The organism is Acinetobacter sp. AS167, from assembly GCF_037152175.1.
Lineage (GTDB): Bacteria > Pseudomonadota > Gammaproteobacteria > Pseudomonadales > Moraxellaceae > Acinetobacter.
The window spans coordinates 56108-71269 of sequence record NZ_JBBCMP010000009.1; the positions used below are offsets into that span (position 1 = coordinate 56108).

General features: G+C 39.7%; 13 protein-coding genes. 5 read left to right on the plus strand and 8 right to left on the minus strand.

Annotated features, from left to right (window positions below):
• Window position 1: 1 nt before the first annotated feature.
• Window positions 2-1222, minus strand: a complete 1221-nt coding sequence (locus tag WFN33_RS14705) for an MFS transporter (RefSeq protein WP_336953780.1) — start codon at window positions 1220-1222, stop codon at window positions 2-4.
• A gap of 234 nt (window positions 1223-1456) precedes the next feature.
• A complete protein-coding gene (locus WFN33_RS14710; RefSeq protein ID WP_004823671.1) occupies window positions 1457-2110 on the minus strand; it encodes a response regulator in 654 nt (217 codons plus the stop codon).
• 378 nt (window positions 2111-2488) lie between these two features.
• Between WFN33_RS14710 and msuE the strand changes: the two genes are divergently transcribed.
• From msuE to ampC, 3 genes are all read left to right on the plus strand, one after another.
• Complete coding sequence (msuE, locus tag WFN33_RS14715; protein ID WP_004723461.1) at window positions 2489-3226, plus strand: FMN reductase; 738 nt, start codon at window positions 2489-2491, stop codon at window positions 3224-3226.
• Window positions 3227-3272: 46 nt separating this feature from the next.
• Entirely contained in the window at window positions 3273-4391 is a 1119-nt protein-coding gene (gene sfnG / locus WFN33_RS14720; RefSeq protein ID WP_004723462.1) for a dimethylsulfone monooxygenase SfnG, read from the plus strand.
• Between the two features lie 354 nt (window positions 4392-4745).
• Window positions 4746-5870 carry a class C beta-lactamase gene (gene ampC, locus WFN33_RS14725; protein ID WP_419328338.1) on the plus strand — a complete coding sequence of 375 codons (1125 nt, stop codon included), beginning with the start codon at window positions 4746-4748 and terminating at the stop codon, window positions 5868-5870.
• A 211-nt stretch (window positions 5871-6081) separates the two neighbouring features.
• Here ampC and WFN33_RS14730 read toward each other — a convergent pair whose 3' ends face one another.
• Together WFN33_RS14730 and acs are read right to left on the minus strand one after the other, a co-directional pair.
• Window positions 6082-7266 (minus strand): acyl-CoA dehydrogenase family protein, encoded by a 1185-nt coding sequence (locus tag WFN33_RS14730; RefSeq protein ID WP_336953782.1) that lies wholly within the window; start codon window positions 7264-7266, stop codon window positions 6082-6084.
• A gap of 168 nt (window positions 7267-7434) precedes the next feature.
• Entirely contained in the window at window positions 7435-9378 is a 1944-nt protein-coding gene (gene acs, locus WFN33_RS14735; protein WP_336953783.1) for an acetate--CoA ligase, read from the minus strand.
• A gap of 293 nt (window positions 9379-9671) precedes the next feature.
• Between acs and WFN33_RS14740 the strand changes: the two genes are divergently transcribed.
• Window positions 9672-10253, plus strand: coding sequence for a DUF805 domain-containing protein (locus tag WFN33_RS14740; protein WP_336953784.1), 582 nt, complete (start codon window positions 9672-9674; stop codon window positions 10251-10253).
• Window positions 10254-10725: 472 nt separating this feature from the next.
• Window positions 10726-11709: a mechanosensitive ion channel family protein gene (locus tag WFN33_RS14745; protein ID WP_373868811.1), complete on the plus strand. Its 984-nt coding sequence runs from the start codon at window positions 10726-10728 to the stop codon at window positions 11707-11709.
• Here the strand turns inward: WFN33_RS14745 and WFN33_RS14750 are convergent.
• The 4 genes from WFN33_RS14750 to WFN33_RS14765 form a co-directional block, all read right to left on the minus strand.
• Window positions 11692-12405 carry a 16S rRNA (uracil(1498)-N(3))-methyltransferase gene (locus tag WFN33_RS14750; protein ID WP_336953785.1) on the minus strand — a complete coding sequence of 238 codons (714 nt, stop codon included), beginning with the start codon at window positions 12403-12405 and terminating at the stop codon, window positions 11692-11694. The two genes, WFN33_RS14745 and WFN33_RS14750, sit on opposite strands and share 18 nt — an antisense overlap.
• A 58-nt stretch (window positions 12406-12463) precedes the next feature.
• On the minus strand, window positions 12464-13744 hold the full coding sequence (locus WFN33_RS14755; protein WP_336953786.1) for a 3-deoxy-D-manno-octulosonic acid transferase: 1281 nt from the start codon (window positions 13742-13744) through the stop codon (window positions 12464-12466).
• Window positions 13745-13869: 125 nt separating this feature from the next.
• Window positions 13870-14052 (minus strand): hypothetical protein, encoded by a 183-nt coding sequence (locus WFN33_RS14760; protein WP_336953787.1) that lies wholly within the window; start codon window positions 14050-14052, stop codon window positions 13870-13872.
• A 29-nt stretch (window positions 14053-14081) separates the two neighbouring features.
• A complete protein-coding gene (locus WFN33_RS14765; RefSeq protein WP_336953788.1) occupies window positions 14082-15140 on the minus strand; it encodes an alkene reductase in 1059 nt (352 codons plus the stop codon).
• Between the last annotated feature and the right edge of the window lie 22 nt (window positions 15141-15162).

Sequence of the window (15162 nt, forward strand, 5' to 3'; positions counted from 1 at the left end):
CTCATACTTTTGCCTGATCATCATTCTGTGTTTGATTTAGTTTTAAAGCCACCAATAGCCCGATACAAAGTACACAAGTAATCGTAACCGTTAGGCCAAACCATCCATATTTTTCCCAGACTAAACCACTACTGCTACCCAAGAAACTTGAACCAAGATAATAACAAAATAGATAAAGTGAAGAGCCAACTGCGCGATACTGTAAGGATTGTACTGATACCCAACTGCTTGATGTGGAATGGGCGGCAAAAAATGAGAAAGTGAAAATCAATAGGCCAATCAAAATCACCCAAAGTGATGGAATCAGCATAATCCATAACCCCAGAATCATGCTTGAGAACATCACAATCAGCACTTTACCTCGTCCAAATTGACGACTCCAACTGGCAGCGCGAGGTGAACTATAAATGCCTGATAAATAGGCTATCGAAATTAAACCAATCCACGTTTGCGACAGTTCAAAAGGTTTTTCTAACAGATGATAACTCATGTAATTAAACACGGTCACAAAGCATCCCATTAGAATAAAACCTTCTACAAACAATAATCTGAGTTTTGGGTCAGAAAGATTTTTCTTAAAGGATTCGATAAAACGTGTGAATTGAATGGGATAAGATTTAAAATGTTTAGAGGTGGGTAAGGCAATATAAAATGTAATCGCGATCAATAAATTGAGTAGACCAATAATCATCGTCGCAGTTTGCCAAGAGATATAATCCAGCAATACTCCTGCAATCAAACGCCCGCCCATTCCCCCTATTGCTGTCCCTGAAATATACAGTCCCATGGCAAAGCCAACATCTTTTTGCGCAATTTCTTCACCAATATAGGTCATTGCAACAGAAGCGACACCACTAACAGCCAAGCCAATCATCATGCGTGTTGCAAGAAATATTTCCCAATAAGGTAAAAACGAACTCAGCAATAACAAGCTTGCTGTGGAAAATAAAGAAATAGCCATGATCTGCTTACGACCATAACGATCTGAAATCAACCCTGCAAAAAGAAGCCCTAAGGCTAAGGCAATGGTGGAAAATGAAAGCGGAAAACTACTATGGGTTGGCGTAACATGAAAAAAACTTGCCAAAAATGGCATCATCGGCTGAACACAGTACAATGATGAAAATACAGCAAAGCCAGCTAAAAACAATGAAAGTAAAATTGCGATAAAAGGCCGAGTGCCATACTCAATATAAGCTGTAGATTCAGGTGCTTCAGACATAATTATTCCTCATGTCCGTTCAGTATACGCCTATTTTTAACTCTTGATAAAAGCTAAAGTTTTATTACAGACAATGCTTTGATGATTCAAGTCAGGTATAGATTTTAAATTTTTGATTTAGAGTAAAATTACACTAGAAAATGCAGAAATCAGAAAATAAAAAAGAGCATATTTTTTAATACACTCTTCTGTTAATTTTTCAATATATTGAGGTTAAATTTAACCATTAAAATCTTAAACTTTTCGTTCTTCAATATTTAGTGCATTGATTGCGAGTACCGCTTGAGTACGGTTCTGTACACCTAATTTACGGAAAATTGCCGTCACATGCGCTTTAATGGTCGCTTCCGAAACATCAAGTTCATAAGCAATTTGCTTATTCAATAAACCTTCTGCAACCATCATCAATACACGGAACTGTTGTGGTGTTAACGATTGAATACGTTCAGCTAAAGCTGTTTCATCTGCGGCACGTGGGTCAAAATTCATATTCGCTGCGGGTAAGTTTGGCGGTAACCAAATATCACCATCCAGCACTTGGCGAATTGCTTCCCCAATATGGCTTGGATGTGCAGATTTAGGAATATAGCCCATTGCGCCATGTGCAATTGCACGTTGAATAATGGATGCATCTTCGTGAGCAGAAACCACAATAATAGGAAGTGCAGGATACTGTGCACGAACATGTACCAATGCAGAGAAACCCGATGCGCCTGGCAGATTTAAATCCAACAAGACGAGATCTGGTTCTGGACCATTTTCCAAACGCTCATAAAATTCATTAACAGCCGCAGTTTCACTAATTTGAGCCTGTGGCAAACTATAACGAACCGCCTGAATTAACGCATGGCGAAACAGTGGATGATCATCAACGATTAAAATATTCATAAGCGAAGCGAGAGATCTCTAGCGCAGTTATTTCATTCTAACCGCACTATTGCTATTTAGGATACGTAAATATTAACGAATTTTTGAATAATTTGTCGGCTTTAATTAAAATTCCCTAAAATCTTTAAGTCATTTATCGAAATTAAGATTTGAATATCACTTTTAAATATAAAATAAACAGTTAAAAATGAATTACTTATTCATTTTAAGAATATTATTTAACTTCAAATACTTAAAAGAGGAAATCGTGCATTACTCAAAGGCTTTCTGGTTTATCTTAAAAACAGATAACCAATCTGTTTTTCATTATTTTACAGCGCTTCGTCAAATATAGATTAATGAATGGCATTCCGAGATTCAATTTATTAGGTTGCCAACATGTCTATTTATACTCAACAAAAACCATTAAATATTGTTGCTGTTTCAGGGGGATTAAATAACCCTTCAAAAACCGAAAGTTTAGTGCAAGCGATTTTAGATGAGCTTGGTCAGGCAACACCGATTCATGTTCATTTTATTAAATTCAGTGAAATAGGCCATTTATTAGGGGGCGCAATTTATCGCAACCAACTGCCACAACGTGTTCAAGATGACTTAGCTGCCGTAGAAGCAGCAGATGCGCTCATCGTGGGAACTCCTGTTTATCGTGCATCATTTACTGGTTTATTTAAACATTTCTTTGATTTTGTTGAACAAACAGCGTTAGTCGATGTTCCTGTATTGCTTGCTGCATCGGGTGGTAGTGACCGTCATGCTTTAGTTCTAGAGCATCAGTTACGTCCATTATTTAGCTTCTTTCAAGCGCAAACTCTGCCTATTGGTGTCTATGCAACAGATCGTGACTTTACGCCTGAGTACACCATTAAAAGTGAACACATCCAAGACCGTATTACTTTAGCTGTCGCACGTGCATTGCCAATTTTAGAATGGGCGCCTGCAAAAGGTCAGCGAGCAGAAGTGGTGAAAGCCAAAACAGAACAAGCCAATCAAAATTTAGGCATCAACAAACAGATTGAGCAAGATGATGTGCTTCCTTCCGCGGCGATACCAGACTTGGATGCTGCAGAGTCTCGTCTACATGCAAAATCCAAAACACCACAATCACAGGTTGCTTAAACGTAACCTTGTTATGAATAAATCATAAAAAATTGAGGGTTATGATATGTCACAGTTTTCATCGAATAATGGTCAAGCAATTCGATTTGCCTATTGGGTTCCCAATGTCAGTGGCGGCTTAGTGGTCAGTAATATTGAACAACGTACAGACTGGAGCTATGACTACAATGTACGTTTGGCACAAGCTGCCGAAAAAAGTGGTTTTGAATATGCCCTCACCCAAATTCGTTTTACCGCAGGGTATGGCGCTGAAAATCAACATGAATCTGTGAGTTTTAGTCATGCACTTTTAGCCAAAACTGAAAAATTAAAAGTAATTGCAGCAATTCTTCCAGGACCTTGGAAACCGGTTTTAGCCGCAAAACAGTTGGCGACCATTGATTATCTGACCAATGGACGTATTGCGATTAATGTAGTAAGTGGCTGGTTCCGTGGCGAGTTTGATGCCATTGGTGAGCCATGGCCTGAACATGATGAACGCTATGTTCGTTCAGAAGAATTTATTCGTACGTTAAAAGGTATTTGGACAACAGATAACTATAGTTTTGATGGTAAATATTATCAGTTTAAAGACTACACTTTAAAACCAAAACCTTTGCAGAAACCCCATATTGAAGTATTCCAAGGTGGAAGTTCACGTGCTGCACGTGACATGGCTTCGCGTGTTTCGGATTGGTACTTTACCAATGGCAATACACCTGAGGAACTCAAAAAACAAATCGATGATATTCGTGAAAAAGCCAAGCTAAATAATCACTCAGTCAAAATTGGGGTCAATGCGTTTATCATTGCTCGTGACACTGAAGAAGAAGCTAAAGCAGTGCTACAAGAGATTATTGACCAAGCCAATGTTGAAGCGGTCAATGCCTTTGGCGATGCAACCCGTGAAGCGGGCGCGGCATCTAAAGAAGGTGAAGGTAACTGGGCAAAATCAACATTTGAAGACTTGGTGCAATATAACGATGGCTTTAAAACTAATCTGATTGGCACACCGCAACAGATTGCAGAACGTATTGTTGCACTCAAAAATGTAGGTGTAGATTTAGTGTTATCTGGCTTTTTACATTTCATTGAGGAAGTTGAATATTTCGGTGAAAAGGTCTTGCCTTTGGTTCGTCAAATTGAAGAAGCACAAAAAGATCAAATTACTGCAAAATCAGCTTAAGGTTTATCTCTTCATCGATGGTGCTGTGAAAACAACAATAAATAACTAAAACAGCTTTGCAGCTTTCCCTCTTGACTCGGCTTGAGGGATTTTTTTTAGAATAAATAAAAAGTATTTATAAAAAATAGAATCGTATAAATCAGTACAATTATCCTTATATAAATTAGCAAACTTTTGCTTTTTGTTTTATTGAATCATCGAGTGTATTTGTTCTATACATATACTCAACAACCGCAATCTTGGAAAAAATTTCTTTCAACCTTAAAATACGCCCTTTTTGTAGCATAGATGGAAAAAGTGGGTATGGTAGTTTTAAATAAAACAAAAACGATATTTTGCGTCCTCATCGGCAGCATGAGCTTGACGACCTATGTAAACGCCAACGAGATACCTGCAACGTCTATAAAGGTTGAAACTGCGATGAATACTGCATTTCAGCCATTAATGAAAACTTATGCAGTGCCCGGTATGGCAATAGGTATTTTGTATAACGGAAAAAGTTATGAAAAATACTACGGCGTACAATCACTTGCGAATGCAAAAGCCGTAAATAAAAATACTCTTTTTGAACTAGGTTCAGTCAGTAAGATTTTTACTGTAACAGCAGGTACTTATGCACAAAATTTAGGCAAAATTTCTCTTCAAGACCATCCCGGTAAATATATACCCACATTAAAAAACTCAGACATTAATCAAGTCACACTCTTAGAATTGGCCACCTATACCAGTGGTAATCTTCCATTGCAATTTCCTGATCAAATAAAAACAGATGCGCAAACACTTAAATATTTTCAAGATTGGAAAGTCAAAAACCCGATTGGTCAATTTCGACAATATTCTAATCCAAGCATAGGCTTATTCGGTGAAGCGACCGCTAAAGCCATGAACATGCCTTTTAGCGCTTTATTAGAACAAGTGATCTTCCCCAAACTAGAACTCCAACATACTTATGTCCAAGTTCCTAAAGCACAACAAGGCAACTATGCCTTTGGTTATGATCAAAATAATCACCCGCTTCGGGTCACTGCTGGCGCTTTTGATGCGCAGGCCTATGGTGTAAAATCTAGCCTACCGGACATGCTACATTTTTTAAATTTAAACTTAAATCCAGATCAAGCCAAAGCAGCGATTAAACCCGCAATTCTAGCGACACATACTGGTTACTTTAAAATGGGTGGTATGACCCAAGCCCTTGGCTGGGAATCGTTCAGCTACCCAGCAACATTAAACACACTATTAGAAAGCAACTCTGATCGGGTTGTGATGCAATCCAACCCTGTTGAAAAAACCCTCGTGAAGACTGGTTCAAGAGTCTTTCATAAAACTGGCTCCACCAATGGTTTTGGGACATATGTGATTTATATTCCACAAGAGAACTTTGGCTTGGTGATGTTGATGAACAAAAAAATCCCCAATGCTGAGCGAATTAAGGCAGCGTATGAAGTGCTCAATAGCTTAAAGCAAAAATCCAATCCTTGATGCTGAAACATGTCAGATCTGGCTAGGCTTTTGCTTTGTACATTGTTAAATCATTCATACTGTATCTATTGCATGGCAACATAATTGTCGCTGTTGGTAGGGGTATAACCTACCCCTTATCCAACACAGATTTTTCAATCTAAGATAAGGCAATACCAACGCTAAAGCGCTAAGAATGAACTTCTATAAAATGTCATCGGTCGGCTTAGGTTCAAGCGTAAAAACTTGGATCGGGCACTTTTCCAGTCAATACCCATTCCCCTACTTCCTGATACTTATAATCAATCGGATCATGCAAAGTCTGAGTACGGACATTTCGCCAAAAACGATCTAAATTCAATTTGGCTGTTGTCGCTCTGGCACCCATCACTTGAAAAATATTCTGCGTTATAAACAGTGAGCTATTGGTTGCAGCAATTTTTGCAGTCGCAATGGCAATTGAGACTTCACCACGTTGTTCTGCTGTTAATTGCTCACCAATATTCCAAGCCGTTTGCAATGCTGCAATGGCTTTATCGGCAAGTAAACGTACACTTTCAAGCTGTACATAAAACTCAGCAAAATGCTTCTGGTTAAACGGATCATTCACCGCATTTTCAGCCAAAGACGTTGACCATGCTTTCTGACTTTTTATTGTTTGTCGCGCAAGGTCAAAGGCACCTTCAGCAACGCCTAAAAACAGATGCACAAAAATCAATTGTGCAATCAAAGGTCGTAAACTGGAGTAAGGTGTACTTAATGGTCCTGGATTTAACAGTAACTCATCTTTGTGAATTTTGACCTGTTCAAAATGACTGGTACCGCTATCTGTTTGACGCTGCCCCATATTATTCCAATCACCTAAAAAACTTACCCCTTCTCGACATGTTGGGATCACAGCTATCAGTAATTTTCCAGCATCATTAAAGCCCGAACAAAGCAGTATGTCTGAATCTATTGATCCTGAGCAAAAGCTTTTATCACCATGAAAAATAAAGTCGTTCTCAGTGAGTTGTTGTACCTTCGTGCGCTGATCTAAAGGGTTTAAAGTATTACCCCAAAACAAGTTATTGCGGGCGGTGTGTTCAAACCATGACGAATATTGTTCAGGCTGAGCAAATAACTGCACAGTGGCGATTAGTAAATGATGAAAGCCATATACATGTGCTAAGGAACTATCGACTTGTGCAATACTTTGAATGGTCTGGAAAATTGTTTTCCAGTTTGCTCCTTGCCCGCCATATTGTTGTGGAATAGACAGCCCCAATAAACCACTTTGACGAATCAAATCCCGTTCCAGCTTCGGATTACCACCTGCTTTATCACGCTCAGCAGCAGTCTGCGCAAATTGTTCTGCCAATTGCTTTGCCGTTGTTAAAGCAGAAAGGTTTAACGCCTGTTGAGGTGCATTCATCATATTTACTCTTATTCCCAGTGCCTTGAGCTTATCAAATCAAGTAAGATTTCCTTATCTCAATGCCTGCATTACTTATTCTGTGGTTTGAAAATCAATAACAAAAAATACCGCTAGAATTTCTCTAACGGTATTCAACTTTTGGCTAGCAAAATCAAGAGACTTCAAACATTAAGAATTGGCCTTAACCTCCGTAATTAACTGATCTACCACACCTGGATCAGCCAAAGTAGAAGTATCGCCTAAACTATCTAGCTCATTGGCAGCAATTTTTCTTAAAATGCGTCGCATGATTTTTCCAGAACGGGTTTTTGGCAAAGCAGGTGCCCAATAAATTGCATCAGGTGTTGCCACAGGTCCCAGCACTTTACGTACCCAACTGACCAATTCTTTACGTAATTCTTCAGTTTCAGCTTCACCCGCCTGCAAGGTCACATAGGCCGCTATCCCTTGCCCTTTAATCTCATGTGGCATACCAACAACTGCTGATTCAGCAACTTTTGCATGCGCAACCAATGCACTTTCAATTTCAGCAGTGCCCAACCGGTGACCTGAAACATTCAGAACATCATCTACACGACCCGTAATCCAGTAATAACCATCTTTATCACGACGCGCACCGTCACCAGTAAAATAACTTCCCGGATAAGTTGAGAAATACGCTTCAATAAATCGCTCAGGATCACCCCAAATGGTCCGCATTTGCCCCGGCCAAGAATTCTTAATAATCAAATTGCCTTCTGCTTCACCTTCGAGTTCTTGACCCTCAGCGTCAACCAATGCAGGTTGTACACCAAATAACGGACGAGTTGCCGAACCTGGTTTAAGTGGAGTTGCACCAGGTAGTGGGGAAATTAAAATACCACCTGTTTCAGTTTGCCACCATGTATCCACAATTGGACAACGGCTTTCACCCACAACAGTATAGTACCAATTCCATGCTTCTGGATTAATCGGCTCACCCACGGTACCCAATAGACGCAAACTGCTACGGTCACTTTCACGCACAAAAGCATCACCCTCACGCATCATGGCGCGGATCGCTGTTGGTGCAGTATAGAGAATGGTAATGTTATGCTTATCTACAATATGACCTGTACGTGCCCATGTTGGATATTGTGGGATACCTTCGGACATGACGGTGGTTGTACCATTGGATAATGGTCCATAAAGCACATAAGAATGCCCCGTAATCCAACCCACATCTGCGGTACACCAGAACACATCATCTTGTTTAATATCAAAAACTTCACGAAAAGTTGAATTTACATAAGTTAAATAACCACCCGTAGTATGTAACACCCCTTTAGGCTTTCCTGTTGATCCAGACGTATATAAAATAAATAAAGGATCTTCGGCATCCATCGGTTCTGGCGGACAGATATCTGTGACCGTCATAATTTCCATGTGATACCACAGGTCACGCCCCTCCTGCATTGTTATTGGATGACCTGTTCGATGCACCACAATCATTTTTTCAACGGAAGTGGTTCCATCCAACGCCAATGCTGCATCTACATTCTCTTTTAAAGGAATCGTTTTACCACCACGCATACCTTGGTCGGCTGTAATCACCAATTTAGCTTGACTGTCATCTATTCGACTTGCCAATGAGTCTGGAGAGAACCCACCAAATACCACACAATGCACTGCCCCTATTCGAGTACAGGCCAACATGGCAATCGCCGCTTCAGGGATCATCGGCATATACAAAATGACTCGATCACCTTTCCCGATTCCATTTTTCTTTAAGACATTGGCAAAACGACACACTTCATCATGTAGCTCTTCAAAAGAAATGATTTTATGGCGAGATGGATGATCCCCCTCCCAAATAATTGCTGGTTTCAGTGGGTGTTCTTTTAAATGACGATCTAAACAGTTGGCACTGACATTCAGTTGCCCATCTGCAAACCATTCAATTTTAAAATTATCTTTGTCGTAGCTGGTATTTTTTACTTGGGTGAAAGGCTTAATCCAGTCTAACTTCTTTGCAGCTTCTGCCCAAAACTCATCTGGATGGTCTACTGACTGTTGATAACGATCAAAGTATTCTTGTTCATTGGTCCTTGCTGTTTTTACAAATTGTTCTGGAACTGGATAGATTTCATTCATATTCTGCTTCCTTGATGTATCACCTCATCACGAGATGTATGCCTACTTTCTTGATTTTATTTGCTGCATGTCTTCAGTATTACGATAGCGCATTTCGGTTAACAATTGTGCTTTGGTCGTAGACACGGGGGTCACTTTAACCATCGGAAAATCTTAAGTCATTTGCCAAAATATTCGAATTTTCAATATCTATGGAGTTTTTTTGATCTTATAATTTGTATTCAGAAGTGCATATGGTTTTTTTCAGAAAAAAACATTTCCTTACCGAACTCATTCAACTGGACACGATCGTCATGCAAATACAAGAATCGTCGACATTTTTTTCAAAGCATCAAGTATCACCGGTAGATTATCCTCTTTCAACTCAAGGTCGTTTTAACCGCTTAAGTTATATTGCTTGGTTTGGATTCTTGCATCTCATTTTTACTGTTGCATTGCTTGCCCTCGGTCTAGTCTTTGGCATTGTGAATTTAAATTCACTGCAATTCAGTCAACATGCAATAAATTCGATTTCAGGATTAGGACAGTTCACTTACCTCTTACTCAGCTGTCTTTATTTTTATGCAATGATAGTTGTAATTATTCGCAGGCTGCATGATCGTAATAAATCTGGTTGGTTTATTCTGTTATTGCTGATTCCAATTGTGCAATTCTTGACTCTACTGTATTTACTCTTTGCGCGTGGTTGTAATCGTGCCAACCGTTTTGGCCACCCACGCCCATCGACTTTTATTGAAAAATTAATGGCTTGGCTCATGATAATAGGCTTTATCATCAGCTTATTGACCTCTCTAAGCGTAGTGTCATTTATGATGGGGACTGGAGAAATTGAAAATCCAACAACAATCATTGAAAAAGGAACTAAATATTTTTAAGGATAATTGGGGTCTGTTGACAATTCGTCTATGTTTGCGACTACGTGTGTTTTTTAGGCGATACTAGGCGCGAAATACGAAATTTAGTCATTCTAAATGATGAGAAACGTCGTTTCGCAAGGTAACGACGTAGCGGCAAAAAACACGCTAGTCCCCCGCTGCGCCTTGCGCTGCAAACAAAGCAGTGCTTTGTTCTTGCTCAGGGTTGTGGCTAAAATTATCTCAGCCTACGTTATGAAACTCGAAAATAGTCTCGCTATTCTCTTCGTTTCATGCCTTGCCTGCTCAATTTCAACCTACAACGCAAGCCATTTATGAAATGCCTACAGACCCCATTCCTTGATGATCCACTAACATGGGTTGAATATTGATTCACAAATATTATTTTTATTAGTCCGTCATAAGAAAAACTGTAATCAAAGCTTAACTTCTTTGAAATTTCAGGCAAAATATGCCAATTATTTTATTGGACATGATTGTGGCTGAAGAAGCAAATGCATTGAGTACCGTTGCGCAAGACACGACTCAATTGATCCATTCTGCAGGCGAAAAAACTGCACAAACAGTGATTCAACATACTGAAAAATATAAAGATGCATACTCAACCATCGACAAGTTTGTCGATGGTTTTTGGGAACGTATGCCATATTTATGTATTGCGCTGATCGTCATCACTATTTTCTGGTTGTTGTCTAAGCTTTTTAAATTCTTTGTCCGTAGAACACTCGAAAACCGTACTTATACTCGCCAAAATTTAGTTCTGGTACTGAATCGTGTCGGCAGTACCGCAATTATCTTTTTTGGTTTCTTAATTGCCATGGTCATTGCAATTCCAGGCTTTACTCCTGCTCAACTGATGAGTGCTTTGGGGATTGGTTCGGTCGCGATTGGTTTTGCATTTAAAGATATTTTCCAAAATCTACTTTCTGGAATTTTGATTCTTTTGGGCGAACCGTTCAAGATTGGTGATGACATCATTGTCAACAATATGGAAGGTACTGTTGAAGATATTCAAATTCGTGCAACTTTTTTACGTTCCCCTGATGGACGACGTATCGTGATTCCAAACGCAACTGTGTATACCAGTGCCGTGACGGTAAATACCGCTTACCAACGCCGTCGTTGTGAGTTTGTGGTTGGGATTGGTTATGAAGATGATGTACAGAAAGCCAAAGATATTATTCTTAAATTGCTTGATAAAGACCAACGTATTTTAAGCCAGCCGGGCTTTACTGTGAATGTTTCTGCTTTGGCGGATTTCTCTGTCAATTTAACCGTTCGTTGGTGGGTAGATACCACCCAAGTGGTTACTGCAGCATCAATCAGTGAAATTCAAGAACGGGTACTTGAAGCCTTTGCGGATAATAATATTTCGATTCCCTATCCTGTTCAGGAAGTCAAAGTTTACCGCGGTGATCCATCAGCGGATGACATTGAATCAGCTCGTGCTAAATAAACGCCCCAATACATAAGGGATCGCGGTTTCAGTACGCAAAATACGGTTGCCTAAGTTCACTGCTTGGCAGCCGTTTTTTATCAGTAAATCTACCTCGTAAGGTATAAAACCACCTTCAGGCCCAATGATCACAGTACATGAATGATCGATAGCAAATGGCATTTTTTGTTCGGTATACGGATGCGCAATATAAGCAGGATTCTGTGGCGTAATGAAGCTAGGTAAGACATCTTCAACAAAGGGTTTAAAGCGTTTATATAGTTCAATTTCGGGAGCAATTGTGTCTCCTGCCTGTTCTAATCCCAAGATGATGTAATGATCAATTTGCTGTAAAAAAGGACTTTGCCAATAACTTTTGTCAACCCGATAACTATGAATTAAAATTAATTTTTCTACCCCCAGTGTCACCGCATCCATGATTAAACGGCGTAAAACTTTGGGCCGTGGTAATGCCACTATTAAAGTCACTGGTAATTTTGCAGGAATAGGCTGTTCTTGAATTGGTCGAATTAAAATCCTATGTTCCGAGGTATCAACAATTTCAGTTAAATAACGACTGGCACCTCGAACGCCAACTTTAAGCATATCTCCGACTTTCGCAGCAAGATGTGTGTGCAAATGTTCAACTTGCCTTTTTGAACTGATTGTCCAAGTTTCAGCTTGTGTTTGATGAGGATCAAGAAGGACGATATTCATAAAATTCTGGTTCGTTTTACTTTTAGCTAATGGTGTTTATTCATCAGCAATGTATAAATTATAAATATTGATCAATCACTGCAATATGTTTGTATAAAGAACCCTGATTACGCTTTAAAACATCAATCGCATGTTGGCTTAACTGCTGGGCAAAAGCTTGATCTTCCAAACAACGCACCAATAACTGAACCACCTCATCGACTGTTTTCCCTACTTTTAAGGCATCTGCCTGTAAGAACTCATCCACAATCGCTTGAAAATTAAAATAATGTGGTCCAATTACGGTGGGTACATCTAAAACCATAGCTTCTAAAATATTATGCCCACCACCAGGTTCATTTAACGATCCACCAACAAAACAAGCTTGGCTCAATGCATACCACAGCCACATTTCGCCCATACTGTCTGCCAAATAAACTTGGGTATTCGACTCGATCGCTTGCTCTAAGCTACGACGCTGTGTGGTTAAATTTAAACTTTGTGCAGCAGCAAATACCTCATCAAAACGTTCAGGATGGCGAGGAACAACAATCAACAACCAATCTGGATATTGTTCTAAATAGGTTTTAAATGTGAGAAATAATTTTTCTTCTTCAGGTGCATGTGTACTGGCGATGGTGATGATTTTTCGATTCGCTAAATTCCAGTCCTGCTGCAATTGTTGTGCTTTATGAATAAATTGTTCAGGTGCAGAAATATCAAATTTAATACTTCCAAGTACTTGTGTTTTATCCTGTGGCATACCTAAATCTATAAATCGTTGTTGCGTAGCAGTATCTTGCGCCAATAACTGATCTAATTTCTGTAGCATTGGACGGGTTAGGCTTGGAACTTTGGCATAGCCTTTGGCAGATTTTTCTGAAAGCCGTGCATTCACTAAAATACAAGGCACTTTAAACTGTTGAGCTTGGTCAATAAGATTTGGCCATAGTTCAGTTTCAACCAAAATCAGCAATTTGGGTTGGTATTTCTGATAAAAATCAGCAACTAAATAGCGCTGATCGGCAGGCAAATATACCGCTTGAAATAATGCTTGATAAGGTGCTTTTAAGAATAACGATTTGGCACGTGCTTGACCTGTTTTTGTCGTATTGGTGACTAAAACACTATGACCTGCTTTTAAATAATGTTCTATTAAAGGCTGAGCAGCATTGGTTTCTCCGACTGAAACACAATGAAACCAAATGGCATGCTGATTCTTTACATCTTGAAAGGGGCCAAATCTCTCAACACATTCTTGTTGGTATTCTGTGCTATCTTTCGCACGCTTTTTGATACGCCATTGATATAAAGGCTTAACGATTTTAAGTGCTGTGTTATACCAAAAAGGAGTAGCCAAGCAGAATGTCTCAATATAGATGAATCGGCAAATATAACAGAGCCATATTCAGTTGTTAATGAATAATATTTAACGATTTGTTGTCAGCATGGTACTAGACCTTATGCTAGAGCAAATCTGATCTATCAACCAGCAATAACGCTGGCAAAACTTGGCTTTGCAGGGATGAAAAACGGTTTTTGGTTAAGAACTATGTTGTACGCCTTAACCAATGGCGATATCCATATCGCCATCCACTGGATCAGCGCTGTAGTGGTCAAATATTCAAAGACTAAGCCTTTGAATATACGATGTGGAATGTATTCCATGCATACTAACAGAGCATATAGTCTCAATATTATACTAAAGCAGGATAATCAATATAGCCTTCTGCAGTTTGTGAACCAATCATATTTTCGAACACCAATTCATTTAAAGGTGCATTTTGAATCAAACGTTCATACAAATCAGGATTGGCAATATAAGCCTTGCCGAAAGACACAGCATCTGCTTGACCTGATGCCAAGAGTTTGATGGCATCCTCACGGCTTAAACGCATATTGGCAATATATGGCACACCATTTGAACGTTGTTTCATATATTCACTGATACTGTCATCAGCTAAATATTCACGTGTAAAGAAGAACGCAATTTTACGCTTACCCAATTGTTCCAAGACATAACCAAAGGTTTCACGTGGATCAGCATCACCCATATCATGCTCATCACCACGAGGCGCTAAATGTATGCCCACACGGCCTGCGCCCCATACTTCAATTAAAGCATCCATCACTTCAAGTAAAAGACGTGCACGGTTTTCAATAGGACCACCATATTCATCTTCACGATGATTGGTTGAGCTTTGTAAGAATTGATCAATCAGGTAGCCATTGGCTGCATGTAATTCAACGCCATCAAAACCAGCCGCTTTGGCTTTAATTGCAGCCTGTTTAAACTGTTCAGTGATGGTTTGAATTTCGGAGATTTCCAAAGGGCGTGGCACGACATATTCACGTTTTGGACGTAGTAAGCTGACTTGTCCTGCTTGTTGTATTGCACTTGCAGATACAGGCGTTTCACCATCGAGTAGATCTGGATGTGAGACACGTCCCACATGCCATAACTGCGCCACAATCAAGCCACCTTGATCATGAACTGCTTGGGTTACAGACTTCCAACCTTCAACCTGTGCATCGGTAAATAGCCCTGGTGTATTTAAATAGCCATTGGCTTGTTCAGAAATCACTGTTGCTTCAGAAATGATTAAACCCGCACTGGCACGCTGTGCATAGTGTTCAGCCATGATTGCTGTGGGTACCCGATCAGCGGTAGCACGGCTACGGGTTAAAGGCGCCATCACGACACGATTTTTTAAATGTAAATCGCCAAGTACAAGGGGAGAGTTAAGTTCAGCCATATTTGCCTCATCACTCGCTTTC